The organism is Acidiphilium sp. MT5 (assembly GCF_054767495.1).
Genome location: NZ_BAABMR010000007.1, coordinates 25664 through 50101 on the forward strand (window position 1 = coordinate 25664; position 24438 = coordinate 50101).

Genomic DNA, 24438 nt, shown 5'->3' on the forward strand with positions numbered 1-24438 from the left:
TTCCAGCTTCATGATCAATAGCTGGATTGTCGCGACGATTGTGGCGGCGACGGCGGGGTTGGTGGGGTATTTCGTGGTGCTGCGCGGTGCCTCGTTCGCGGCGCATGCGCTGCCGTTGAGCGCGTTTCCAGGGGCGGCGGCGGCGGCGCTGCTGGGGGTGAATGAGATTGCCGGGCTGGTGGTGTTCGCGGGGCTGGGGGTGCTGGGCATTCATGGTTTCAGCCGTCAGGGCCGGCCCGAAGTGGCGACCGCGCTGACCTTGGTGTTGCTGCTGGGGATTGGCACATTGTTGCTGAGTTTGGGCCATGATTATGCGCAGATGGTGGATGCGCTGTTATTCGGGCAGGTTTTGGGGGTGAGCCGGGCGGCGATTTGGCCGATTGCCGGGCTGAGCGCGCTCGCGGCGGGGGCGACGTTGATGCTGTTGCGCCCGCTCTTGCTCAGTGCCGTATCCCCGGAATTGGCGCGGGCGCGGGCGATTGCGCCGGGGCGGATGGATCTGGTGTTTTTGATGATCCTGGCGTTGGCGGAGATTGTGGCGCTGCCGGTGGTGGGGGCGCTGCTGGTGTTCAGCTTGATGGTGGGGCCGGCCTCGGCGGCGCGCAATTTGACGGATCGGCCTTGGCTGGGCTTGGCGTTATCGGTGGGACTGGCGCTGGCGATTGTTTGGCTGGCGCTGGCATTATCGTATCAGACCAACTGGCCGATTGGGTTTTTTGTGGGTGGGTTTGGCGCGCTGGCCTATGCGCTGGGGCGGGCGGCGCGCAGCCCGGCGGTGTGGCGGCTGAGGATTGGGTGATCCGGGGCGGCGGCTTCGGCGCTGAATTTTTCGCGGAACTCATCCATTGGGATGGGACGGGAAAACAGGAAGCCTTGACCATCATGGCAGCCCAAGGCGGCGAGGCGGGCGGCTTGCTCGGCGGTTTCGATGCCCTCGCCGGTGACAGTGATGCCGAGCTTGTGGCCCAGCTCGATCATGGAGGCGAGGATATGGGTGCGCCGATCGGAATCCGCCGGGTCATGGATGAAGGAGCCATCGATTTTCAATTTATCGAACGGGAATTTGTCGAGCAGGCGCAGCGAGGAATAGCCGGTGCCGAAATCATCGAGGGCGATGCGGCAGCCAAGGGCGCGGATGGCGTGCAGCATGCTGAGTTTTTGCGGATCATCATCGAGGAGCGAGGTTTCGGTGACTTCGAACTCGATGCGCGGGGCGGGGAGCGCGTTGCGGGCGAGGTTTTCGGCGATGCGGGCGGGCAAATCAGGATCGGCGAGTTGCAGGGCAGAGAGATTGATCGCGATAGCGATATCCGGGCGGATGCGGGCGGCGGTGCGAAAGGCGCAATCTTTGACCAAATCACCCACTACGCCAACTTGCCCGATTTGCTCCAGCATGGGCACGAAGCGATCCGGCGGAATATTGCCAAAGGCCGGGTGGGTCCAGCGCAGCAGCGCTTCGGCGGCGACGATGGCACCGGTTTGTAAATTGACGATGGGCTGAAACACCAAAGAGAGCTGGTTGCGCTCGACCGCGCGGCTGAGTTCGAGTTGCAGGGTTTGATTGCGGCTATGGCGATCATCGAGCGCGGCATCATAGCAGCAGCAATGATTGCCGCCGGTTGATTTGGCGCGATACAGAGCGAGATCCGCGCAATGATGCAGGATTTCAGGGTTGTTGCTGTCGGTGGGGGTCAGGGCGATGCCGATGCTGACGCCGATGGTGACGCTGACGCTGGTGGCCAGCGAGGTCAGGCGGAACGGCTCGATAAGGGCTTTGATCAGGCGTTGCGCCACGGCGATGGCCTCCGCCTCGCTGGCTTGGGGGACCAGCACCGCGAATTCATCGCCACCGAGGCGAAATACGTGATCTTGCCCGCGCACGCAGGCACCGATGCGCCCGGCGACGGCGAGCAGCAGGCGGTCGCCAATGGCGTGACCGTAATTATCATTGACGGTTTTGAAACGGTCCAGATCGAGGCAGAGCAGAGCGCTGGTTTGCGGCGTGCCGGTGTTGGACAGGATGGGCGGCGTGCATAATTCGGCGAGGATGCGGGTGAAGGCGGCGCGGTTATAGGTTTTGGTCAGATAATCACGGCTGGCGTTGAACTCGATGCGTTGGCGATAATCTTCGCGCTCGGTGACATCGGTGCAGAGGCCGCGATAGCCGGTGAAAATCTGATCGGCGTTGAACACCGGTTTGCCGGCGATGGACCACCAGCGCGCGCCGGATTTGGTGTAGGCGCGGATCACCACATCCTTGAATGGGGCGCGTTCGCGCATGGCGGCGGCGATTTGTTTGAGGGATTCGGAGGATTGCAGGGGTTCGGCGGCACCGGGCGGGGTGGCGATGGCGGCGAGCACATTGCCGATATGGCCGGTGGTGAGGTCGATCTGGTCGGAAAATTGGGCGACCCGCAGATTGGCGTTGCTCTCCCAGAGGAAGCTGCCGCTGCCTTCCTGGAAATCGCGCAGCAACAGGCCGATCGTGTCGCGCTGATTGGCGACTTCGACGAGGTTCAATTCGCGCTCGAACATTTTGGCATTGAGCGACAGGATCGAGAACAGGCTGAGCAGGCTGTAGGCGGTGAGCGCGATCAGGATCGGCATGAAGAAGGTTGGGGCGTCGGCAATAAAGGCAACGTAGGCGCCAAGCGTGACGGGCGCCCAAAATGATAATGCGTAGCGCGCCGGACCGGAGATCATGGTGGTGGAGATCAGCGCGATGGCGAGGGCATAGATCATGCCGCGCTGATCGGGGGTGCCCACCCGGATTGCGACGATCAGAATGATCGCCCAGCAAAATCCGAGCAGGAGCAAAATGAGCTGGAACCGCACCATCGATTTTGGGTAGGCGGTTTCTTTATCGGGGCTGAGCAGCCAACTGCGCGCCTGCAGGACCAAAAGCCCGTAGCCGATGATAACGCAGGCGAAGCCGATATTCAGTTGCCGGATCGCCAAACGATCATCAAAGCCGAGAATCAGCGCGCCGACGATGATCACGCCGACGATGGACATGGCGATGCTCAATCGGGCGCGGGTCTCAAGCTGGATGATATCGACGCGCCGACGCAGGGCCGCGGGGATAGGCGCTGTGTTTCGTTTGGCAGCCGCGCGCGCCCTCAACTCCCGCCACGGGCGAGACGATAGTTCGATCCAACGATCGACGAACGATGACACGCGGATGGTTCTACCTATTTTTCAACTTAAAGTAAATTTATCTGGGCTAAGCGCACGGTTCGGGCGATACTGCCTGAGCGTGTAAAACCCAACCACACGTAATCTTAACGCGAACAAGGAGTGTATCGCAATGGACGGTTTTGATTTTGTTGCCCAAAATAAGGTGCGGGCCGTCAGCTTTCCGGGCATTCAGGAGCCTGAGGATATCAGCTTACAGCTTGCACTCAACCCCTCGATTGCGCGCGACGGTTTCCGCGTTCGCCATGAGGGGTATCGGTCATACGGCTATGTGAACCCGCAGGAAGACGGTCTGTTCATTGATAAGTATGACGGGCGAGCCAACGTTAAAATGGTCGTGATCTATAAGAATAACGTGCCCGCTGCGACGGTGCGGTTATGCTTGTTTGATGCCACGGGCCAGATGCCCGAGGCGGATCGTGTACCGGCGATGGAGATTTTCGAGACCGAAATTCGGGAAATGTTGAGTGGCTTTGCGACGCCGGGTGCGCCGCAACGGGCCGTTGAGGTGAGCCGGATGGCGCGCTCGCCGGATTTTGCCAATGATATGACGGTGGTGCATGCGCTGTTTCGGGCGGTTGGGTATTTGGTGCTGTATTATAAGGCCGACATCGTGTTGAATGCTTGCCGTCCGCATCATGTGCCGATGTATCGGCGCTTTGGATTTCAGAAAATCCAAGAACCACGGCAATATCCGAATCTGACCTATAAAGCGGCGTTGACGGCGTGTTTTCGCGCGCATTTTGGCTCGGCGCGGGCGGAATTGCCGTTTTTGCGGGGGATTTCGACCGAGGATGCGGTTTATGGCAGCTTGATTTCCGGTGAGCGCACGGCGCTGTATCTGCCCACGCCGCACACGGCACCGGCGGCGGGCGCGGTGGCGGCGTGATGCGCGAAAGGGGGGTTAGAGCAACATCCGATCAGATGGAATCATCTGATCGGATAAAGTTTCTTGCCAAAACAATGATTTAGAGCATTATCCGTAAGCTTATGCGAACGGAAAATGCTCTAAAGCAGGGCTTGGGCGCAGGCATTGAGGATGGCATCGGTATCGATGCGATATTCGCGATATAGGTCGGGGATATCGCCCGATTGGCCGAAGCGATCCGGGCCGAGGGTAAAAATGCGTTGGCCGCGCACGCCGCCGAGCCAGGCATGGGTGGTGGGGTGGCCATCGAGCACGGTGACCAAGGCGGCGTGATGCGCGAGGGGGGCGAGCAGGGTTTCGATCGGCGCTTGGGCGGTGGGCGTGCCGGTTTGGCGGGCATGTTGGGCGGCGCGCCAATCGGCGAACAGAATGTCCGGGCTGGTGAGCGCCATCAGCCCGGCGCTCGGCTCATCGGCCAGCACTGCCGCGAATGCTTCTTCGGCTTCGGGGGCAACAGCACCTTGGTAGAGAAGGGCGATGCGCGCGCCGGGCGCGGGGGGGCGCACCCAATGCGCGCCGGCGATGACGGCGAGCGGGTCGAGTGTGCGGGTGGGTTGGGTCAGGGTGCGGGTGGAGAGGCGCAGCCAGACCGAACTGCCTTCGGGGCGCTGCATCCAGTCAAAGGCGTGGCGGAGCAGGATCGATAATTCATCACAATAGGCCGGTTCGTAGGCGGCGATGCGGTCTTGCACCATGCCGAGCAGCGGCGTGTTGGTTGATTGATGCTGGCCGCCTTCGGGGGCGAGGGTGATGCCGGAGGGGGTGGCGACCAGCAGGAAGCGGGCATCCTGATAGCAGCCATAGACCAGGGCATCATGGCCGCGATTGACGAACGGGTCGTAGACGGTGCCGATGGGCAGCAGGCGCGCGCCTTGCATGGGCGCGGCGAGGCCGGCGGCGGCGAGGAGCAAAAACAGATTTTGCTCCGCGATGCCCAGCTCGATATGCTGACCATCCGGGCTCATGCCCCAGCGCTGGGCGGAGGCGAGTTTGGAATCGCGGAACACGTCGTTGCGGGTATGCCGATCAAACACGCCACGGCGATTGACCCAGGGGCCGAGATTGGTCGAGACCGTGACATCCGGGCTCATGGTGACGATGTGGCGGGCGAGTTCGGCGCAGGGGCCTTCGGCGCGACCGATTTCGGCGAGGATTTCGCCAAAGCCGCCTTGGGTGGAGGTTTTGCGCCCGGCGAATGGGGCGTGCGGCAAATGCGGCGGCACCGGCACGATGGGTGAATGATAATTCCGGCCATCCGGGAGCAGCTTGGTGGCGAAGGGCACCGATTGGATGAAATGCTGGAGCCGGTCGGGCGCGTCCAGCCCTTCGAACTTGTCCCATTCATGGCCATCGCGGATCGCCATGCTGGCGCGGAAGGCGGCCATTTGTTCGTCATTCATCAGGCCGGAGTGATTATCCTTGTGGCCGGCGAAGGGCAGGCCAGCGCCTTTGGTGGTGTAGGCCAGGAAGCAGGTGGGTTGATCCGAGGCGGCGGCTGCGGTGAAGGCTTCGATCAGGGTGGGGAGATCATGGCCGGCGAGATTGGTCATCAGGGTGGCGAGCTCGGCATCCGACAGCGGATCGATGATCGCGCGGGTGGTGCGGGCGCGTCCGAGATCCGCGATCAGGGCCTGACGCCAGGCGGCACCGCCTTGGAAGGTGAGGGCGGAATAGAGGCTGTTCGGGCAATCATCGATCCAGGCGCGCAGGGCGTTGCCGCCGGGTTTGCGGAAGGCGGCTTCGAGGGATTTGCCGTATTTCAGGCTCATCACCTTCCAGCCCATGTCACGGAACAGGCCTTCGAAGCGACCAAATAGGCGATCGGGCATCACCGAATCCAGGCTTTGGCGGTTGTAATCGACCACCCACCAGACATCGCGCACATCATGCTTCCAGCCTTCGAGCAGGGCTTCGTAGATATTGCCCTCATCAAGCTCGGCATCGCCCGCGATGGCGACGTGACGGGCGGCGGGGCGTGCGGGGTCGATCAAATCATGGGCGCGCAGATAATCTTGGATCAGGGCAGCGAAGGAGGTGATGGCGACGCCGAGGCCGACGGAGCCGGTGGAAAAATCGATCTCGGCGCCGTCTTTGGCGCGGGAGGGATAGGCTTGGGCGCCGCCCATTTGACGGATGGCGGCCATTTTTTCGATGGTTTGGCGACCGAATAGGTAATTGATCGCGTGCAGCACCGGGGCGGCGTGGGGTTTGACCGCGACGCGGTCTTGCGGGCGGAGCATGTGGAAATAGAGCGCCGTCATGATCGAGACCACCGAGGCGCAGGAGGCTTGGTGGCCGCCGACTTTCAGCCCATCGCGGTTGGGGCGCAGATGGTTGGCGTTATGGATCATCCAGGAGGATAGCCAGAGCAATTTGCGCTCGATCTGGCGGAGCGAAGCGTAATCGGCCGCCGCTGGTGCGGTGAAATGATGGTCGGTGCTGATGTCCATGGTCGGTCCCCGGTGCTTGGGGTGGTTATATCAGGGAAAGGGCGGCTTGCGCTATGGCGGCGGGCAGGCGGTCCGCGAGGTCTTCGGCGATCAGGCCCACGCCGCCGCTTTGGGCCGCAGCACCGTGCAGCCAGACGGCGGCGCAAGCGGCTTCGAACGCGTGCATGCCTTGGGCGAGCAAGGCGGCGGCGATGCCCGCCAGCACATCGCCCGCGCCGGCGGTGGCGAGGCTGGGGGGTGCGTTATCATTGATGGCGGCGCGGCCATCGGGGGCGGCGATCACGGTGTCTGGCCCTTTATAAATCACGACGGCGCCGGTTTGTGCGGCGGCGGCGCGGGCGGCGGTGAGTTTATCGGCCATGGTGGGGAATAGGCGGCGGAACTCGCCGTGATGCGGGGTGATGATGGCGGTGCCGCGCAGCTTTTCAGGCGCACCGGCGCAGGCGGTGAGGGCGTCAGCGTCGGCGACGATGGTGCGGCGGGCGGCGATCAGGGCGGCGAGGGCAGTGCCCGCGCGCTCGATGCCGAGGCCGGGGCCGCAGAGCCAGGTTTGCCGACGCGAATCGGCCAGCAGCGATTCCAGGGAATCCAGGGTGGTGATGATGCCGGGTGGGGCGGTGATGGTGGTGGGGGCCGCGATGGTCACGAGGCCCGCGCCGGTGCGGCGGGCGGCGGTGGCGGCGAGCAGCGCGGCACCTGGCATAGTGCCGGAGAGGAGCGTCAAGCTGCCGCGCTGATATTTATGGCCGCCAGGATCGGGCGCGGGCAGGCGCCAGAGGCTTGGGGTGTTGCGCCAGAGATCGACCGTGATGGTGGCGAGGGCGGCGGCGGGCATCGCGATGTCCGCACAGTGCAGAATGCCGCTATGGGCGCGGCCCGGATAGAGCAGGTGGCCGGGTTTGCGCGCGACGAAGGTGATGGTGCGCTCCGCCTTTGCATCGACCCCGCGCAGCGCCCCGGTGGTGCCATCGATGCCGGAGAGAACATCGATGGCGATCAGCCTGCGGGCTTGGGCGAGCAGGCCGGCGAGGTTGGGCGCGAGATCACGCGAGAGGCCGGCACCGACGATGGCATCCACCACCAGATCGGCGCGGTGGAGGTGGGTTTCGGCGGGAACCAAGGGGCCGCGCCAGCGCGCGCAGGCGGCGGCGGCTTGCGGGGCGGTGGGCGGGCCGAGCACCGGGCTGACGGCGACGGGCCAACCCCATTGGGCCAGCAGGCGAGCGGCGACATAACCATCGCCGCCATTATGGCCGGGGCCAGCCAGGACCAGCACGCGACAGGGCTGGTAATGGCGGCGGATGGCGTGGGCGACGGCGCGCCCGGCATGCTGCATCAGGGTTGCGAGCGGCGTGCCGCAGGCGGCGGCAGCGTGATCGATACGGGCGCATTGGGCGGGCGTCAGGAGCGGTTCCATGCCCGTTATGTTGGCAGGAACCGCTCCTCTTGCCAGAGTGCCCGGATTCCGGGGAGTGAATCCGTTACGGCCTCGGCGGCATCACCGATAGAGGGGGGTCTATCGGATGATCGGGATATGCTCGAACGTATGTTCCGGGGCGGGCGAGGGAATGCTCCATTCGAGCGAGGTGGCGCCTGGGCCCCAGTAATTATCGGCGAGCTGTTCTTTTGAGGTGAAGATGCGGATCAGCACGTAAGCGAAGATGATGATGCTCAGCGCATCGACCATGGCCCCCACCGAGGAGACGAAATTCCAGCCGGCGAAGGCGGTGGGATAGTCCGGGTAGCGGCGCGGCATGCCGGCGAGGCCGAGGAAATGCTGGGGGAAGAAGGTGAGGTTGGTGCCGATGAAGAAGGTCCAGAAATGCACCTTGCCCCAGAATTCGGGATAGGGTTTGCCGGACATTTTGCCGATCCAGTAATAAAACCCGCTGAACAGGGCGAAGGTGGCACCCATGGACAGCACATAGTGGAAATGCGCGACCAGGAAGTATGTGTTGTGCAGGTCGGTATCCAGCCCGGCATTGGCCAGCACGATGCCGGTGGCACCGCCGACCACGAACATGAAAATGAAGCCGAGCGCCCAGAGCATCGGGGTTTTCAGCTCGATCGACCCGCCCCACATGGTGGCGAGCCAGGTGAAGATTTTCACGCCGGTTGGCACCGCGATGACCAGGGTGGCGGCTTCGAAATAGGCCTTGCTGTCATGGCTGATGCCCGAGACGAACATGTGATGGCCCCAGACCAGGAAGCCGAGAAAGCCGATGGCCATGGTGGCGTAGACCATGCCCGCATAGCCGAAAATGGGCTTGCGCGAGAAGGTGGGGATGACTTGGTTCATGATGCCGAAGGCGGGCAGGATCATGATATAGACTTCGGGGTGGCCGAAGAACCAGAATAAATGCTGGAACAGCACCGGGTCACCGCCGCCATTCGGCTCGAAGAAGGCGGTGCCGAAATTACGATCCATCAGCAGCATGGTGATAGCCCCTGAGAGCACCGGCACCGCCATGATGAGCATGAAAGAGGTGACCAGCATCGCCCAGACAAAAAGCGGCATTTTGAACATGCCCATGCCGGGGGCGCGCATATTCAGTATCGTCGCGATGAAATTGACCGCACCGGCGAGCGAAGAGACGCCAGCGAGCTGCAGGCCCATCAAAGTGAAATCAACCGAGACGCCGGGCTGATATTGCGCATCCGACAAAGGCGGGTAGAGCGACCAGCCGATGCCGGTTCCAGGCCCGACGAACAGGCCGAGATTGACGAAAATCAGGCCCATCACCAGGAACCAGAGGCTCATATTATTCAGGCGTGGGAACGCCATGTCTGGCGCGCCGACCAGGATGGGCACGAACCAATTGCCAAAGCCGCCGATCAAAGCGGGCATGACCAGGAAAAAGATCATCAGCAGGCCGTGGGCGGTGACGATGGCGTTCCAGGTTTGGCCCGAGGTGATCAGCGTATTGTTCGGATACATCAGCTGGGCGCGCATGATGAAGGAAAGAATCCCGCCTTCGACCCCGGCGATCATTGCCCAGACGATATAGAGCGTGCCGATGTCTTTATGGTTGGTGCTCAGCAGCCAGCGGCCCCAGAAACTGGTGCGGTCCGAGTGATGGGCATGATCGTCATGCGCGGGGAGCGACGCCGCGCGGGCGAGGATGTCATCAGACATGGAGCAAAAACCTTTCGACCGAGCGATGGGAGAAATGGGAGATCATCATGATACGGTGACCGCGCTGGCACCGACCCAATACAAAGTGACGAACAAAAACAGCCAAAGCACATCAACGAAGGTCCAATACCAAGCGATGGTTTGAAAGCCGGCGAAGCTGTTGGGCCCGAATTTGCCGTCATTCAGCCGGACCAGGGCGAGGGCGAGCAGCACGACGCCGACCAGGACATGCATGCCATCGAACGCGGTGAGGATGAAAAACAGCGAGGGGTAGATGCCGCCGTGAAATAGCGGAAACGGCAGATTGGCATATTCGTAGATTTGGCCGCCGAGAAAGGCGAGGCCGAGGATCAGGGTGGCGAAGGTGCCAACCTTGGCGTTGGTGCGATTGCCAGTGAGCACACCATCGAACGCGCCGGTCAGGGTGGTGCTGGAGAGCAGCATGACCAAAGTGGCGAAGAGTGGTTCGCCCAGCGGATTGATGGTGTGGATGGCGTTGGGGGGCCAGACCGGGGCGTAGCCGATTCCTTGCTTGCCGGGGAAGAAGAAGAAATTGAAATAGCCCCAGAAAAACGCGACGAACAAAAACAGTTCGGTGGTGATGAACAGGGCCATCGCGTAGCGGAAACTATTGCCGACGATGATGGCGGCTTTGGTGGATTTCAGCGCGTCGCGGAAAACATCGCGCCCCCAGAGGGTGATGACGGCGATGAACGACAGCAACCCGAAGGCCAGCAGCCAATAGCCATGATGCGCCCAAACTGCGATGGCGCCGCCGGAGGTGAGCATGGAGGCAACGGCGATGGCGAGCGGCCATGGGCTGAGGCCCACCGGACGAAACGGGCTGGGCACGGTTTCGGGGATGCCGATTCCCTCGCCTGCGGGGGCCGGGTGATGATCAATGCTCACGGCGGGACCTTTCGAACATCATGGTTGCATGCGGACGCTTGCATCCATAGCAGGATACGGAGCGGGTCGGGGCCATCGCCGGGTCGTTGGTTTCACAATTTCATGTGATGATGCGGGGTTGACACAAAGTGACGTGAGGCGAAGCGGATGATTGGATTGTTGAGGGCTCATGGACGATTACATAGTTAGATAGATTGATATTTATGAATATGTCAAGGCGGAAACCGCGCCCGATCGGGTTTTGATCAAGACGTTTTGATTGGGCGCGGCAGTCGGGTCGGTCTTGGCGCGAAAGCTCAGAAATGGATTATTCGGCGATAGAGATGCCAGGTCGCGTGGCCGAGCACCGGCAGGACCACGACCAGGCCGAGCAAAAACAGGCCGGTGCCGATCGCGAGCAGCAGCGAGACGATCAGCCCCCAGACCATCAGCGGGAAGAAATTCATCGCAAAGGCGCGGAATGACAGGCTGATGGCGGCGAGCAGGCCGATGGGCCGGTCCAGCACCACCGGAAACGCGACCACGGTGAGGGCGAGGACCAGCATGGCGAACATCAGGCCGACCGCGTAGCCAATGATCAGCAAATGCCAGCCGGGTGCCGTGGTGAAGGTGCGGATGACCAAGGCTTGCAGCGAGTTTGGCAAATGCGGGGCCATCAGATCGAGATACAGAAAATGGGCGATGCTGACCCACAGGATGAACAACGAGACCAGGATTAGGCTCAGCATGATGACGGAGCCGATGGCGGGTGAGGCAAACAGGCCCAGCGCGTCACGCCAACCGGCCCGCTGATCGAGGCCACGGCGGCGGCTCATTTCGAAAAACGCGAAGGCGGCGATTGGGCTGACCAGCACGAAACCGGAGAAAAGCGGAAAAATCAGGTCGAAATAGCCGCGACCGCCGGCGGCGAGGGTGCCGACCACACCGATGACGGGGAGAATCAGGCACAGTAAAATGCCATCGGCGCGGTTGGCGCCAAAATCGCTCAGCCCATCGAGCAAGACGACCGGGAAATCGGCCAGGGAGATTTTGCTGATCACCGCCGGGCGGGTGGTGAGGGCGGATTGCGGCCAATAATCGGCGCTGTCTTCTGATCCGACCGCGGACAGGCCCGAAAAAATTTGTTCGAATGGCCAGAAAAACGGATTTTGGGCGCGCATGGATCGGTTCCTTCTGGTAACTTATTTTAGCTGGTAACTTATTTTGGGTATCATAGCATCGCTGGGGGCGACGCTCCCCATATTCAGACTATGGCATACACAATTGATGCCGAACAGTGTGCGAACAGATCGAGCGATTGTCCAGTCAATTCGACCGGCGCAACCGCGATGCAATCATCGAGGAGCGAAATCATGGCGCGGATCATTGCGGTGGCGCAGCAAAAAGGCGGGGCGGGCAAGAGCATGGTGGTGGCCCAGCTTGCGGTTTGGTTCGGGATGGAGCGGCGGGTGGCGTGTATTGATATTGATCCGCAAGGGACGTTGGCGGCGTGGGGGTTGCTCCGGGCGCAGCAAGCGCGGGCGCGCGCGGATGTGAGCGTGCAGAGCGTGACCGGCTGGCGGCTGAGCCGGGCGCTCGATCAGTTCCGCGCCAGTCACGAGATTGTGCTGATTGATACGCCGCCCGTGCTTGATGGCGATCAGGCGCGGGCGATTCGCGAGGCGGATTTGGTGTTGGTGCCGCTGAACCCGGCACCGCCGGATTTATGGGCGGCGGAAGCGACGTTGAAGCGGGCGGCGGAGGAACGAAGGCGGGTGGCGCTGGTGTTTAACCGTGCGCCGGCGGCCTCGCGGTTGCGGCGGCGGCTGGAGGTGGAAATTGCCGCGCGCGGCTTGGCGCTGCTGCCCGCTTTGGGCAATCGGATGGCGTTTGCCATGAGTTTTGCCGAAGGTTTGGGCGTTGCCGAGGCGACCAAACCGGGCTTGGCCGGGGAAGAATGTGCGGCGTTGGGGGCGGCTTTGCGCGATCTGTGACATAAAAATAGCCTGGACGGGTTATTTGTAATACATTTTTTCTTTCAAAAAATAGGGTTTCGGGCGAAAGCCTCTTGCGTTGTTTTTATTTTTCGGTAATTAAACAGCGATGGCGCTTGAGACGGGCTTCGGCCCTGAGGCGCCAGCCGCCAAGTTTAGGGAGCCTCTAAGGCATCAGAATGATGCTGGCCGATCCGCTGGATCGGCCTTTTTTTTGGCTTGTTGCCGGTCTGATTGCCGGTCTGAATGGCGGTCTGATTGCCGGTTTGGCGCTCTTGATCGTTGGGCACAGTCAAATCAGAGAAGATTAAAATTAGAGAAAATTAGGTGCTTTGCGGGTCGAGCGCGTAGCCGGCGGCGCGGACGGTGCGGATCAGATCCAGCTCGTTGGGGCCGTTGATCGCTTTGCGCAGGCGGCGAATATGCACATCGACGGTGCGAGGTTCCACATGGATGTCACGCCCCCAGACGGCGTTCAGCACGTCTTCGCGGGTGAAGACGCGTTTGGGGTGGCGGAGAAAAAATTCGAGCAGGCGAAATTCGGTTGGGCCGAGATGCAGCAGGCGGCGGCCCCGGGTGACGCGATGGGTCGCGGGGTCCAGATCGAGATCATGGAAGGTGAGTTTGGTTTTGGCTGGCGGGGTGCCGGCCCGGCGCAGCAAGGCGCGGATGCGGGCGATCAGCGCATCGGGCGAGAAGGGTTTGGTCACGTAATCATCGGCGCCGGTTTCGAGGCCGCGCACCGCATCCTGATCCTCGGCACGGGCGGTGAGCATGATGACCGGCAAATTGCGGGTGGCGGGGCGGCGGCGGATTTGGCGGCATAATTCGATGCCCGACAAGGTGGGCAGCATCCAGTCCAGCAGCATCAGATCGGGCGGGCATTCGGTGATTTTGGCGAGGGCTTCGGTGCCATCGCCCGCTTCATCGACCTTGAAGCCTTGTTTTTCCAGATTATAGCGCAGCAGCGTGACCAAAGGCGCTTCATCCTCGACGACGAGAATGGTGGGGCGGGCGGTTTCGCTCATGATGGCTCCTGGGGTGGCAGCTATTTTTGGGGCGCGACGTAATCGGCGGAGAGATCGCCCTTGGGGCGGATGTCGGGCAGGCTTTTGCCGGTGGTGGCGTAGAAAGTAAGTTCCGCCATGTTGGTTGCGTGATCGCCGATGCGTTCGAGGTTTTTGGCAATGAACAGCAAATGGGTGCAGGGCGAGATGTTGCGGGGATCTTCCATCATGTAGGTGATCAGCTCGCGGAAGATGGTGGTGTAGAGATCATCGATCATTTGATCGGCGCGCCAGACGGTGGTGGCTTTGGTTGCGTCTGATTCGCTGAAGGCATCGATGGTGAGTTTGAGGTTTTCCTGCACCAGACGCGAGATTTGCGCGAGGCTGGCCAGCGGGTAGGTGGGGGTGACCTGGTTCAGCACGATGGTGCGCTTGGCGACGTTGGCCGCGTAATCGCCGATCCGTTCCAGATCGGTCGTGGTTTTCAGGGCGGCGACCACATGGCGCAGATCATCGGCGACGGGCTGGCGCAAAGCGAGGATGCGGATGGCGAATTGCTCGATCACCCGCTCTTCGGCATCGACTTTTTGATCCTGTTCCACCACGCGGGCCGCGAGTTCGGCATCGCGGCTGAGCAGGGCGCGGACGGCATCCGACAACGCGGATTCGACCATGCCGCCCATCGCCGCGATCATGTCGCGCAGGCGGGCGAGGTCGGTCTCGAAGCTGGTGAGGATATGTTTACTATCTTCGGGCATGATGTTCCTTGGCGCGTGACGAGGGGCGCGTGATGGGCTGCGCGGGGTTAGCCGAAGCGACCGGTGATATATTCCTGGGTGCGGCGTTCGCGCGGGGCGGTGAAGAGTTCGGTGGCGGGGGCGCATTCGACCAGCTCGCCGAGATAGAAAAACGCGACGCGATCAGCACAGCGGGCGGCTTGTTGCATGTTGTGGGTGACGATGGCGATGGTGAAATCGCGCTTTAGCTCATCGATCAATTCTTCGATTTTCAGGGTCGAGATCGGGTCGAGCGCGCTGGTGGGTTCATCGAGCAGGAGCACTTGCGGGCGCACCGCGATGCTGCGCGCGATGCACAGGCGCTGTTGCTGGCCGCCGGAGAGCGCGTGGGCCGATTGTTTGAGCTTGTCTTTGACCTCGCCCCACAAGGCGGCGCGGGTCAGTGACCATTCGACCCGCTCATCCATCGCGGCGCGCGAGAGGCGTTCATGCAGGCGCACCCCGAAGGCGACGTTTTCGTAAATCGATTTCGGGAACGGGGTGGGTTTTTGGAACACCATGCCGACGCGCCGACGCAGGCGGTTCAGATCGATCCCCGGTGCAAGAATATTTTCGCCATCGAGCAGCACTTCGCCCTCGGCGCGCTGGCCGGGATAAAGATCATACATGCGGTTGAGCACGCGCAGCAGGGTGGATTTGCCGCAGCCGGAGGGTCCGATCATCGCGGTGGTTTGGCGATCCGGCAGGTCAATCGACACGTCGCGCAGGGCGGCGGTTTCACCATAATAAAAGCGCAGGCCCCGGACGGCGATGCGCGGAATCGCGGCATCGCTCATGGCGACGGGTTCGATACGAGCAACGGCGTCTGGCATGGGACCCTTCTCATTTCGGGCGCGGTGCCCGGTGGGAGGTTGAATACAGCGTACTCATGCCACGACAATGACAGTTCGGTGAAGCTTTTATGACAATCGCCCGCCGATGGGTTGATTTTAAGGTCCATCGGAGGGCGATTTTCGGGATTTGCGGTTAGGCGTGCGGCAATTTGGGTTGCTTGACCATGCGCAGATAGGGCTTCAAGGTTTTGAAGCCTTCGGGGAAGCGCTGCTTGGCTTCCTCATCGGACACCGAGGTGACGATGATGACGTCTTGGCCGTCTTTCCAGTCCGCCGGGGTGGCGACCTTAGCGGAATCGGTGAGTTGCAAACTATCGATCACGCGCAGGATTTCGTTGAAATTGCGCCCGGTGGCCATTGGGTAGGTCAGGATCAGGCGGACTTTTTTGGCCGGATCGATGATGAACACCGAGCGCACGGTGGCGGTGCTGCTCGCGTTCGGGTGGATCATGCCATAGAGGGTGCTGACCTTGTGATCATGATCGGCCAGGATCGGGAAATTGACCTTTTGGCCTTGGGTTTCTTCGATGTCTTTGGACCAGCCGACATGATTCTCGCCGGTATCGACCGAGAGGCCGATGGGCTTGACGTTGCGCTTGTCCCATTCGGGTTGCAGGCGGGCGACGGCGGCCAGTTCGGTGGTGCAAACCGGGGTATAGTCAGCCGGGTGGCTGAACAGGATGCCCCAGGAATTGCCGAGATAGCTGTAGAAATTCAGTTTACCGACTGAGCTATCTTGATCGAAATCGGGCGCGGTATCGCCGAGTTGTAGTGTCATTGTTGGTATCTCCGGTAGAAACGTTGAGGCTCGGATATGGGTGGGTGCGGTGGTGATGTCCACCTGCGATCGATCATGGCTTGCCAAACAAAGCGGCGGCGGCTTCTTTGGCGGTGAATACGCAGCTCACATTGTGGGCGCAGCCTGGAATGATGGTCAGGGTGTGGCGGCCATGGGCGAGATCGCGCTGGTCATAGGCGGCGTAGGCGATGCCGCGCCCGAGGCGGTAGCGCCCTTGGGTTTCGGCGGCGCAGTTTTTCTCCAACATGCGATAGGCGGTACCTTTGCCGGTGCCATGATCGAGCGCGCCTTCGAGATAATGGATGTCGGCGGCGCTGTAGGCGGCGCGGGCGGCGGCGGCGCTGCGGGAGAGAAAAGCGGGCAGGTTTTCGGTGCCGAATTTCCAATCATTATAGGTGGGGCAGCTCTGCGGATGCGGGTGCGGGCGGAAGCGGTTGAAATAGAGAAAGGCGCTTGGATCGGCGATGACGAAGCGTTCGCGCACCGGGCGGGAGGGTGCGGCGGCGAAAGCGGCGTAGCGCTGGGTGAATTGCCCACCGGCGGAGAAGCCGGCGATGGTGATGGTTTGCACCGATGGGTAGCGGCGCAGGGTTTGGTCGATCAGCGCATCCAAGGCGCCGAAGGCGGTGATGGGGGCGTTGATGGCCGGCGCGCCATTAAGCCAGGTGCCGCAATGCCACAGCGCGTTGGTTGCGGTAGGGCCGGGCATGCCGGGGAAATGGCAGAAGCGGGCGGCTTCGGTGGTTGGCACTTGGAACAGCGGGGCGATGATGACCGGGCTGCTGGTTTGACCATTGAGTGCTGCGGCGAGGGCGGCGGCGCGGAAGGTGCGGTTCGCGTCACGCGGGTAGCCTTCGATGACGATGAGGGCGCTGATGGGCGTTGGGTTGGGCGGTTGGGAGACAAAATACGACAAGGTTTTGCCGCCGGGCAATGAAAGCGTGGCGATGGGTGGGGTGGCGTGCGCGATGGGCGCGCATAGGGCGAGTGCGGTGAGCAGCATGGTCCAGAGTTTCATCGGCAGGATGGAACATGGGATTTGACGTGCGGGCAAGCCCCCTCCCCTCTGCCTCTGGCCGATCCTCTTGGCCGCTCTCCTTTGCAGTTTGGGGGCCGCAACTTGATTTGATTTGGATCAAGGATGGCGCGGATGGGGCGCGGTAGAACGAGGGCAGATGTTTTGGAGGGGTGTGATGAATATCAAAGAGATTATGACGCTTGATCCGCTGACCGTGGCGCCAGAAACGACGCTGAGCGATGCGGCGCGGATTATGCTGGACCGGCATGTATCGGCGTTGCCGGTGGTGGCCGGGAATGGCTTGTTACGCGGGATTATCACCGATGGTGATTTGCTGCGCCGACCGGAATTGGACACGGCGCCGGATATTGGCTGGTGGCGCGGCTTTCTGGCACCGGAGACCTCGGCCAGCGCCTTTGTCAAAACCAGGGGGCGGCATGTAGGGGAAGTGATGACCACGCCGGTGCGCAGTGTGACGCCAGACATGGCGCTGGGCGATGCGATTGCGATGATGGTCAAGCATCATATCAAACAGGTGCCGGTGGTTGATGGTGACCGGCTGGTTGGGATGCTGGAGCGGCGCAATGTGCTGGCGGCGTTGGTTGATCGGTTGCTGGTGGTTGATGATGAGGTGCGCAGCGATGACATGATTGCCGCAGCGATCCGCCGGTCGATCACCAAATCGAAATGGGCGCCCAAGGGCACGGTTGAGGTGAAGGTGCGCGATGGCGTGGCGCAATTATCCGGCTCGGTGTTCAGCGAGGCGGAGCGCCAAGCGCTGGTGGTGATTGCCGAGAACACGGCGGGCGTGCGCAGCGTTTCGGAGGATTTGGCGCTGATTGATCCGGTGAGTGGCTATGCCTACGGCTCGTTTTGAGGAAGGGGCGGCGGTGATCAAGCCCGACGTGCAGGCGTTTTTTGATGAGCCGACCAACACGGTGAGCTATGTGGTACGTGATCCGGGTTCGGCGCATTGCGCGGTGATCGACTCGGTGCTGGGGTTTGACCCGGCATCGGGCCGGACCTCGACCGATTTTGCTGATCAGATCATTCGCTCTGTGCAAACGCGGGGGCTGGTGGTGGATTGGGTGTTAGAGACCCATGTGCATGCGGATCATTTATCGGCGGCACCTTATATTCAGCAGGCGCTGGGCGGCAAAATTGGGATTGGGGCGAATATCACCATTGTCCAGGGGATATTTGGCAAAGTGTTCAATGCTGGCACCGCGTTCGAGCGCGATGGCAGCCAGTTTGACCGGCTGTTTCACGATGGCGACCGGTTCGCGATTGGGGCGTTAGAGGGGCATGTGCTGCATACGCCGGGGCACACGCCGGCTTGCATGACGTGGGTGATTGGCGATGCCGCCTTTGTTGGCGATACGCTGTTCATGCCCGATTATGGCACGGCGCGGTGCGATTTTCCGGGGGGCGATGCGCGCACCTTGTTTCGCTCGATCAAGAAAATATTCGCGCTGCCGCCTGAGACAAGGCTGTTTATGTGCCATGATTATTTGCCACCGGAGCGCACGGCGTATCAATGGGAAACCAATGTGGCGGCGGAGCGGGCGCATAATGTTCATGTGCATGACGGGATCAGCGAGGATGATTTTGTGCGGATGCGCGAGGCGCGCGACAAGACGCTGGACATGCCACGGCTGATTCTGCCATCAATCCAGGTCAATATGCGCGCAGGCTCGATGCCGCCGGCAGAGTCTAACGGTACGGTTTATTTGAAAATTCCGGTTAATGTGCTGTAAATTTGGGTGCTGAAAATGGCTGAACCGCACGAGATTGAGCTACGCCAGGTCGAGAATTATCGCTTTGCGTGCGATTTCGGGCCGGGGATCGCGGTGCTCACCACCGATGAAACGCCGCCGCTGGGCGGCGGTGCGGGGCCGAGCCCGGTGGCGTTGCTGTTGGCCGCCGTGGGGAGCTGCATGTCATCGAGCTTTCATTTCGCGATGACCAAGTTTCGTGAAACGCCGGGAATGATTAGAACCAACGTCAGCGCAACGATGGGGCGCGATGAGCATAATCATTTGCGGGTGCAGGCGATTTTGGTGGTGATCCAGTTTGCCCAGCCGGCGGCGTCGATTGGTCATTTGGACCGGATTGTTGGGCAGTTTGAGCAATTTTGCACAGTGGGGGCTTCGGTGGCGCGGGGCATTCCGATCACGGTGCAGGTGGTGGATGGCGCCGGGACCCCGGTGAAGGCCTGATTGGCTGATGGCACGCGCGATTGATCGGCGGCTGATTGCTGCGGGGCGTGGGGCGCGGCGCGGCCTGGGTGCGGCGGTGCTGCTGGGATTTGCCGCCGGTATTGCGGTGATTGTGCAGGCGGTGCTGCTGGCGCGGATTGTGACGGCGGTGGTGTTTGCGCATGCTTCACTGCTGGCGGTGCGCGCTGATCTGCTGGGTTTGGTTGGATTATTCGTGATCCGCGCGGGGTTGAGCTTTGGCGCGGAGGTGGCGGCGCATCGGGCGGCGGTTTCGGTGAAATTATCGCTGCGGGCACTGCTCTTGGAGCATCTTTTCGCGCTGGGGCCATCCTATGCCGCGGGGGAGCGCAGTGCTGATTTGGCGGCGACGCTGCTCGATGGGGTGGAGACGCTGGAGCCGTATTTGGCGCGCTACCTGCCGCAAATGGCGCTGGTGGCCATGGTGCCGTTGGCGATTTTGGCGGTGGTGCTGCGGCTTGATTGGATCAGTGCGTTGATCCTGGTGGTGACCGGACCGGTTATTCCGTTTTTCATGGTGTTGATTGGGTATCGCGCGGAGGCGATCAATCAGCGGCAATGGCAATATTTGCTGACGATGAGCGCGCATTTTCTGGATGCGGTGCAGGGCATTACCACGCTCAAATTATTTGGCCGGGCGCGTGATGAGATTGCGCTGATTGGCCGGATGGCGGACGAATATCGGCGCGTGACGATGGCGGGGTTGCGGGTGGCGTTTTTGACCTCGGCGGCGTTGGAATTTTTTGCATCGCTCGCGATTGCGCTGGTGGCGGTCTTGTTTGGTGCGCGGTTGCTGCATGGGCAGATCGGGTTTTTTCCGGCGTTTTTGGTGTTGCTGCTGGTGCCTGAGTTTTTTCTGCCGCTGCGCGGGCTGGCGACGCATTATCATGCGCGGATGAGCGCATTGGCGGCGGCGCGGCGGATTTTTGATGTGCTGGATACTGAGCCCGGCGTGCGCTGGGGCGAGGCGGCGGTGCCGAGCGGGGCTTTGACCATTCGCTGCACGGGGTTGGCGCTGGGATATGAGCCGGGGGTGAGCGTGCTGCGCGGGGTTGAGTGCTGTTTTCCGGCGGGGACGATGACGGCGATTGTTGGCCGGTCGGGTGTGGGAAAATCGAGCCTGGTTGCCGCGATTTTAGGGTTTGTGGCGCCGAGTGCGGGCATGATTACCATCAATGATGATGTGGCGCTCAGTGCGCTGGAGCGCAGCGATTGGTGGGCGCGGTTAGCCTATGTGCCGCAGAACCCTCGGTTATTTGCCGGCAGCATTGCCGAGAATGTGCGCCTCGCCCGGCCCGAGGCGGATGATGCGGCGGTGCGGGCGGCTTTGGCGCAGGCGCGGCTGCTCGATGCGGTGCTGGCCTTGCCGCAGGGGTTGGCAACCCCGATTGGCGAGGCGGGCGAGGGTTTATCGGGCGGGGAAATCCAGCGTTTGGCGCTGGCGCGAGCGTTTTTGAAGGATGCCGATGTGCTGATTCTCGACGAGGCCACGGCGCATTTGGATGCGCAGACCGAGGCGGCGTTGAGCGATGCGATTGCGGATTTGGCACGCGGGCGCACGGCGATTGTGATTGCGCATCGGTTAGCGACGGTGCGGCGGGCGGCGCAGATTTTGGTGATCGAGGATGGGCGGATTGCCGAGACCGGCACCCATGCCGAGCTGCTCGCCCGCAATGGGGCCTATGCCGCGCTGATGGGGGCGGGCGACGGCGCTGGAACTGGAACCGGAACTGGAACTGGGGCGATGGCATGCGCGATTTGATCCGGCTGTTGCGGCTCTATCGGCCCTATTGGCGCTGGGTTGCCGGGGGCATTACGCTCGGCGTGGTGACACTATTGGCCAATTTTGGGTTGTTGGCGCTGTCGGGCTGGTTTTTGACCAGTGCGGCCTTGGTGGGGCTGGCCGGGTTTGCCGCGCAGAACGCTTTTAATTTTTTCACACCGGCAGCGGGGGTGCGGTTTTTCGCGACCGCCCGGGTGCTGGCGCGCTATAGCGGGCGGCTGGTGGATCATGAGACCACGTTCCGGCTGCTCGCGGGCTTGCGCACCGATTTATACGCGAGGCTGGAGCCATTGGCGCCGGTGGGGCTGGCGGGCGAGCGCGGCGGCGAATTGTTGGCTCGGCTGGTGGCGGATATTGACCGGCTGGGTGATTTTTATCTCCGGGTGGTGGCGCCATTTGCGGTGGCGGCGATCGGGGCGGTGCTGATGGCTTCGGTGTTTGCGGCGTTTTCACCGCTGGCCGGGCTGGTGCTGTTGGTGGGGCTGGTATTGGCCGGGGTTGGCGTGCCGCTGATGAGCCTGCGGTTGGGCAACGGCCCGAGTGCGGCGACGGTGACGGTGCAGACCACGCTGCGGGCGGATTTGGTCGATTGCGTGCAGGGGATGGCGGAGCTGCTTACCTATAATGCAGCACCCGCGATGCAGGCGCGGGTGGCACGATCAAGCGCGACATTGGCGGCTCAGCAAGGGCGGCTCGCGGTGATTGCCGGGCTGGGGGCGGGCGGGAACTTGCTGATCGCGCAGTTGAGCATGGCGGCGATGCTGGTGATTGGTGGCCGGCTGGTGGTTCATGGGCGATTGCCGGGCGCGGATATGGCGCTGTTGGCCTTGGGCGCGATGGCGGCGTTTGAGGCGGTGGCCCCGTTGGCCGGGGCGTTTCAGGCGTGGGGCGGGATGGCGGCGTCTGCGCGGCGGGTGTTTGAGCTGGTGGACCGCGAGGTGCCGGTGCGTGACCCGGCGGTGAGCCCGCCGCGCCCGGCGCGATTGGATATTCAGATAAAGGGCGTGAAACTGCGGTATCCGGGGCAAGCGGGTTGGGCGCTGGATGGGGTGGATTTGAGCCTGGCGCCGGGTGAGCGGTTGGCTGTGGTGGGGCGCAGCGGTGCGGGGAAGAGTTCGCTGGTGAATTTACTGCTGCGCTTTGCCGCTTATCAGGAAGGCTCGGTGCAGATTGGCGGGGTGGAGCTGAGCACGATTCGCGGCGATGATGTGCGTTCCTTATTCACCGTGGTTGCACAGCGCAGCCAGATTTTTGCAGGGACCGTGCGGGATAATTTGCTGATTGCGCGCCCGGATGCCGACGAGGCGGCGCTGTGGCGGGCGCTGGAGATTGGGCAGCTTGCGGATTTTGTGCGCGCAGCACCGGGCGGGCTGGAGACGCTGGTGGGTGAGGCGGGCGTGAAATTATCGGGCGGGCAGGCGCGGCGCTTGACGCTGGCACGGGCGGCGCTGCGCGATACGCCGTTTTTGATCCTCGATGAGCCGACCGAGGGGCTTGATCCGGTAACGGAGCAGGCGGTGGTGCAGGCGATTGGCACGATCAGTGCGGGGCGCACCGTGATCACGATTGCGCACCGGCTGGAAACCATTGGCGCAGAGGACCGGGTGGTGACGCTTGAGGCCGGGCGGATCATCACGCCTTGATCTAAATCAATGAAGGCGGGTTACGGCACTGATAAGCAGGGATTGCGTTGCGGTAACGCCTGACGTGGAATTGTCTGCGCCAGTAGGCCATTTGGGATAACGCCAATGATCAATCCGACTGTGGTTGACCTCTCGCGCATGCAGTTTGCGCTCACTGCTTTATACCATTTCCTGTTTGTGCCGATGACGTTGGGCATGACGTTTATTCTGGCGGCGATGGAGACGGTGTATGTTGTCACCGGCAAGCAAGTTTATAAGGATATGACCCAGTTCTGGGGCAAGCTGTTTGGCATTAATTTTGCCATTGGCGTGGCCACCGGGCTGACGATGGAGTTTGAATTCGGCACCAACTGGTCGATGTATTCGCACTTTGTTGGCGATGTGTTCGGCACGCCCTTGGCGATTGAGGGCTTGATGGCGTTCTTTATGGAATCGACCTTTGTCGGGCTGATGTTTTTCGGCTGGGACCGGTTGAGCCGACCGGCGCATTTGGCGGTCACTTATATTGTGGCGCTCGGCTCGAACTTGTCGGCTTTGTGGATTTTGATCGCCAACGGCTTCATGCAAGACCCGGCTGGCGCCAAATTCGACCCGACCACGATGCGCATGCAGTTCAAGAGCTTTGGCGCGCTGGTGTTTAGCCCGGATGCGCAGGCGAAATTCGTGCATACCTCGATCGCTGGTTATGTGACGGGTGCGATGTTTGTGATGGGGGTTAGCTCCTATTATTTGCTGCGCAAGCAACATCGTGAGTTCGCGGCGCGGAGTTTTCGGATTGCCGCCTTATTCGGGCTGATCTCCACCTTGGCTGTGGTGACGCTGGGCGATGCGCTGGGGCGGATGGATTATTTGGTGCAGCCAACCAAGCTCGCGGCGATGGAGGGGCTTTGGCATAGCGCCAAGGGGCCGTCCGCACCGTGGAAAGTGATTGCGCTGCCCAATGATGCAACGCAGCGCGATGATTTTTCAATTGGGCTGCCTTACGTGTTGACGCCGTTAGTGGCGCATGGCTGGAACACCACGATTCCGGGCGTGTTTGCGCTGGAGCGTGACGCCAAGGCCAAGACTGTTGACGGGATCAAGGCGATTATTGCGCTCAAAGCCTATGGCGCGACCAAAGACCCGGCGGCGTTAGCAGAATTTCGCAAGCACGAAGACGATATGGGCTATGGATTTCTGGCCCAGCGTTATGCGCCGGGGCAGAATTTGGCGGCGATAACGCCGGCTGAAATGCCGACGGTGCTGGACAAGACGGCACGGGCGACGATACCCAATGTGTTTGTTGAGTTCTGGTCTTTCCGGTTGATGGTGGGGCTGGGGCTGTCATTTCTGGTGGTGTTTGCTTTTGGTGCGTATTACAGCCTCAAGAATGAGCTGGAAAAACATCCGCTGGTGATGAAAGCCTCGATGTGGGCGATACCGCTGCCGATTCTCGCCTGCGAGTTTGGCTGGATCACGGCGGAAAATGGCCGCCAGCCTTGGACGGTTTATGGTTGGTTGCCGACCTTCCAATCCGCCTCGTCCCACGGCGTTGGTTATATGATTTTCTCGCTGGTTGGATTTGTGCTGCTCTACAGCTTGTTCATTGCGGCTGAGCTTTACCTGATGTTCAAGTTCGCGCGGTTAGGGCCGGGTGTGCATGCAGCGCCGGTAAAACCGGTGACAGCGCCTGTGCAGTCGATCTATGGCCAGCCCGGTTTTGCTGACAAACAGTGGCAATAGGATCATCG

At 61.7% G+C, this 24438-nt stretch carries 21 protein-coding genes; 10 read left to right on the forward strand and 11 right to left on the reverse strand.

Features of this window, described 5'->3' with window-relative positions:
* The first annotated feature begins 10 nt into the window (after positions 1–10).
* Positions 11–799: a metal ABC transporter permease gene (locus tag ACYUCQ_RS08945; RefSeq protein ID WP_460254182.1), complete on the forward strand. Its 789-nt coding sequence runs from the start codon at positions 11–13 to the stop codon at positions 797–799.
* On the opposite strand, the gene ACYUCQ_RS08950 is transcribed toward ACYUCQ_RS08945, so the two are convergent.
* The gene (locus ACYUCQ_RS08950) at positions 742–3015 is read right to left on the reverse strand and encodes a putative bifunctional diguanylate cyclase/phosphodiesterase (protein WP_460254183.1); all 2274 of its coding nucleotides are present in this window, start codon (positions 3013–3015) and stop codon (positions 742–744) included. The two genes, ACYUCQ_RS08945 and ACYUCQ_RS08950, sit on opposite strands and share 58 nt — an antisense overlap.
* Positions 3016–3307: 292 nt before the next feature.
* Between ACYUCQ_RS08950 and ACYUCQ_RS08955 the strand changes: the two genes are divergently transcribed.
* The gene (locus ACYUCQ_RS08955; RefSeq protein ID WP_460254184.1) at positions 3308–4084 is read left to right on the forward strand and encodes an N-acyl amino acid synthase FeeM domain-containing protein; all 777 of its coding nucleotides are present in this window, start codon (positions 3308–3310) and stop codon (positions 4082–4084) included.
* Between the two features lie 119 nt (positions 4085–4203).
* Here the strand turns inward: ACYUCQ_RS08955 and ACYUCQ_RS08960 are convergent, their stop codons facing one another.
* The 5 genes from ACYUCQ_RS08960 to ACYUCQ_RS08980 all read right to left on the reverse strand — a co-directional run bounded on the left by ACYUCQ_RS08960 (position 4204) and on the right by ACYUCQ_RS08980 (position 11778).
* Complete coding sequence (locus ACYUCQ_RS08960; RefSeq protein ID WP_460254185.1) at positions 4204–6573, reverse strand: 1-deoxy-D-xylulose-5-phosphate synthase N-terminal domain-containing protein; 2370 nt, start codon at positions 6571–6573, stop codon at positions 4204–4206.
* A 25-nt stretch (positions 6574–6598) separates the two neighbouring features.
* Positions 6599–7990, reverse strand: coding sequence for an NAD(P)H-hydrate dehydratase (locus tag ACYUCQ_RS08965; protein ID WP_460254186.1), 1392 nt, complete (start codon positions 7988–7990; stop codon positions 6599–6601).
* A 99-nt stretch (positions 7991–8089) separates the two neighbouring features.
* Positions 8090–9709, reverse strand: coding sequence for a cytochrome c oxidase subunit I (ctaD, locus tag ACYUCQ_RS08970; protein WP_460254187.1), 1620 nt, complete (start codon positions 9707–9709; stop codon positions 8090–8092).
* Between the two features lie 45 nt (positions 9710–9754).
* Positions 9755–10618 carry a cytochrome c oxidase subunit 3 gene (locus tag ACYUCQ_RS08975; RefSeq protein WP_460254188.1) on the reverse strand — a complete coding sequence of 288 codons (864 nt, stop codon included), beginning with the start codon at positions 10616–10618 and terminating at the stop codon, positions 9755–9757.
* A gap of 296 nt (positions 10619–10914) precedes the next feature.
* Positions 10915–11778: a DUF2189 domain-containing protein gene (locus tag ACYUCQ_RS08980; protein WP_460254189.1), complete on the reverse strand. Its 864-nt coding sequence runs from the start codon at positions 11776–11778 to the stop codon at positions 10915–10917.
* A gap of 192 nt (positions 11779–11970) precedes the next feature.
* Between ACYUCQ_RS08980 and ACYUCQ_RS08985 the strand changes: the two genes are divergently transcribed.
* Positions 11971–12591, forward strand: coding sequence for an AAA family ATPase (locus ACYUCQ_RS08985; RefSeq protein WP_460254190.1), 621 nt, complete (start codon positions 11971–11973; stop codon positions 12589–12591).
* Between the two features lie 179 nt (positions 12592–12770).
* Positions 12771–12902 carry a hypothetical protein gene (locus ACYUCQ_RS08990; RefSeq protein WP_460254191.1) on the forward strand — a complete coding sequence of 44 codons (132 nt, stop codon included), beginning with the start codon at positions 12771–12773 and terminating at the stop codon, positions 12900–12902.
* A gap of 12 nt (positions 12903–12914) precedes the next feature.
* On the opposite strand, the gene phoB is transcribed toward ACYUCQ_RS08990, so the two are convergent.
* From phoB to ACYUCQ_RS09015, 5 genes are all read right to left on the reverse strand, one after another.
* Entirely contained in the window at positions 12915–13619 is a 705-nt protein-coding gene (gene phoB / locus ACYUCQ_RS08995) for a phosphate regulon transcriptional regulator PhoB (RefSeq protein WP_460254192.1), read from the reverse strand.
* A gap of 20 nt (positions 13620–13639) precedes the next feature.
* The gene (gene phoU, locus ACYUCQ_RS09000; RefSeq protein ID WP_460254193.1) at positions 13640–14356 is read right to left on the reverse strand and encodes a phosphate signaling complex protein PhoU; all 717 of its coding nucleotides are present in this window, start codon (positions 14354–14356) and stop codon (positions 13640–13642) included.
* A 47-nt stretch (positions 14357–14403) separates the two neighbouring features.
* On the reverse strand, positions 14404–15207 hold the full coding sequence (gene pstB, locus ACYUCQ_RS09005; protein ID WP_460254194.1) for a phosphate ABC transporter ATP-binding protein PstB: 804 nt from the start codon (positions 15205–15207) through the stop codon (positions 14404–14406).
* 154 nt (positions 15208–15361) lie between these two features.
* Positions 15362–16006 carry a peroxiredoxin gene (locus ACYUCQ_RS09010; protein ID WP_460254195.1) on the reverse strand — a complete coding sequence of 215 codons (645 nt, stop codon included), beginning with the start codon at positions 16004–16006 and terminating at the stop codon, positions 15362–15364.
* Between the two features lie 73 nt (positions 16007–16079).
* On the reverse strand, positions 16080–17045 hold the full coding sequence (locus tag ACYUCQ_RS09015) for a hypothetical protein (protein ID WP_460254196.1): 966 nt from the start codon (positions 17043–17045) through the stop codon (positions 16080–16082).
* Positions 17046–17220: 175 nt separating this feature from the next.
* On the opposite strand from ACYUCQ_RS09015, the gene ACYUCQ_RS09020 reads away from it, so the two are divergent.
* From ACYUCQ_RS09020 to ACYUCQ_RS09045, 6 genes are all read left to right on the forward strand, one after another.
* Positions 17221–17922: a CBS domain-containing protein gene (locus tag ACYUCQ_RS09020; RefSeq protein WP_460254197.1), complete on the forward strand. Its 702-nt coding sequence runs from the start codon at positions 17221–17223 to the stop codon at positions 17920–17922.
* Complete coding sequence (locus ACYUCQ_RS09025; protein WP_460254198.1) at positions 17903–18802, forward strand: MBL fold metallo-hydrolase; 900 nt, start codon at positions 17903–17905, stop codon at positions 18800–18802. Before ACYUCQ_RS09020 ends, ACYUCQ_RS09025 begins: the two co-directional genes overlap by 20 nt.
* Before the next feature lie 15 nt (positions 18803–18817).
* On the forward strand, positions 18818–19264 hold the full coding sequence (locus ACYUCQ_RS09030) for an OsmC family protein (RefSeq protein ID WP_460254199.1): 447 nt from the start codon (positions 18818–18820) through the stop codon (positions 19262–19264).
* 7 nt (positions 19265–19271) lie between these two features.
* Positions 19272–21044: a thiol reductant ABC exporter subunit CydD gene (cydD, locus tag ACYUCQ_RS09035; RefSeq protein WP_460254200.1), complete on the forward strand. Its 1773-nt coding sequence runs from the start codon at positions 19272–19274 to the stop codon at positions 21042–21044.
* Positions 21032–22708: a thiol reductant ABC exporter subunit CydC gene (gene cydC / locus ACYUCQ_RS09040; RefSeq protein ID WP_460254201.1), complete on the forward strand. Its 1677-nt coding sequence runs from the start codon at positions 21032–21034 to the stop codon at positions 22706–22708. Before cydD ends, cydC begins: the two co-directional genes overlap by 13 nt.
* Positions 22709–22813: 105 nt before the next feature.
* Positions 22814–24430: a cytochrome ubiquinol oxidase subunit I gene (locus tag ACYUCQ_RS09045; protein ID WP_460254202.1), complete on the forward strand. Its 1617-nt coding sequence runs from the start codon at positions 22814–22816 to the stop codon at positions 24428–24430.
* Positions 24431–24438: the final 8 nt, after the last annotated feature.

Bases quoted from the DNA above. Each gene is read 5' to 3' on its own strand.
- ACYUCQ_RS08945 (WP_460254182.1), top strand. From the start codon at position 11: ATGATCAATAGCTGGATTGTCGCGACGATTGTGGCGGCGACGGCGGGG.
- ACYUCQ_RS08950 (WP_460254183.1), bottom strand. From the start codon at position 3,015: ATGTCCATCGTCGGCGTGATCATCGTCGGCGCGCTGATTCTCGGCTTT.
- ACYUCQ_RS08955 (WP_460254184.1), top strand. From the start codon at position 3,308: ATGGACGGTTTTGATTTTGTTGCCCAAAATAAGGTGCGGGCCGTCAGC.
- ACYUCQ_RS08960 (WP_460254185.1), bottom strand. From the start codon at position 6,573: ATGGACATCAGCACCGACCATCATTTCACCGCACCAGCGGCGGCCGAT.
- ACYUCQ_RS08965 (WP_460254186.1), bottom strand. From the start codon at position 7,990: ATGGAACCGCTCCTGACGCCCGCCCAATGCGCCCGTATCGATCACGCT.
- ctaD (WP_460254187.1), bottom strand. From the start codon at position 9,709: ATGTCTGATGACATCCTCGCCCGCGCGGCGTCGCTCCCCGCGCATGAC.
- ACYUCQ_RS08980 (WP_460254189.1), bottom strand. From the start codon at position 11,778: ATGCGCGCCCAAAATCCGTTTTTCTGGCCATTCGAACAAATTTTTTCG.
- ACYUCQ_RS08985 (WP_460254190.1), top strand. From the start codon at position 11,971: ATGGCGCGGATCATTGCGGTGGCGCAGCAAAAAGGCGGGGCGGGCAAG.
- ACYUCQ_RS08990 (WP_460254191.1), top strand. From the start codon at position 12,771: ATGATGCTGGCCGATCCGCTGGATCGGCCTTTTTTTTGGCTTGTTGCC.
- phoB (WP_460254192.1), bottom strand. From the start codon at position 13,619: ATGAGCGAAACCGCCCGCCCCACCATTCTCGTCGTCGAGGATGAAGCG.
- phoU (WP_460254193.1), bottom strand. From the start codon at position 14,356: ATGCCCGAAGATAGTAAACATATCCTCACCAGCTTCGAGACCGACCTC.
- pstB (WP_460254194.1), bottom strand. From the start codon at position 15,207: ATGCCAGACGCCGTTGCTCGTATCGAACCCGTCGCCATGAGCGATGCC.
- ACYUCQ_RS09010 (WP_460254195.1), bottom strand. From the start codon at position 16,006: ATGACACTACAACTCGGCGATACCGCGCCCGATTTCGATCAAGATAGC.
- ACYUCQ_RS09015 (WP_460254196.1), bottom strand. From the start codon at position 17,045: ATGAAACTCTGGACCATGCTGCTCACCGCACTCGCCCTATGCGCGCCC.
- ACYUCQ_RS09020 (WP_460254197.1), top strand. From the start codon at position 17,221: ATGAATATCAAAGAGATTATGACGCTTGATCCGCTGACCGTGGCGCCA.
- ACYUCQ_RS09025 (WP_460254198.1), top strand. From the start codon at position 17,903: ATGCCTACGGCTCGTTTTGAGGAAGGGGCGGCGGTGATCAAGCCCGAC.
- ACYUCQ_RS09030 (WP_460254199.1), top strand. From the start codon at position 18,818: ATGGCTGAACCGCACGAGATTGAGCTACGCCAGGTCGAGAATTATCGC.
- cydD (WP_460254200.1), top strand. From the start codon at position 19,272: ATGGCACGCGCGATTGATCGGCGGCTGATTGCTGCGGGGCGTGGGGCG.
- cydC (WP_460254201.1), top strand. From the start codon at position 21,032: ATGCGCGATTTGATCCGGCTGTTGCGGCTCTATCGGCCCTATTGGCGC.
- ACYUCQ_RS09045 (WP_460254202.1), top strand. From the start codon at position 22,814: ATGATCAATCCGACTGTGGTTGACCTCTCGCGCATGCAGTTTGCGCTC.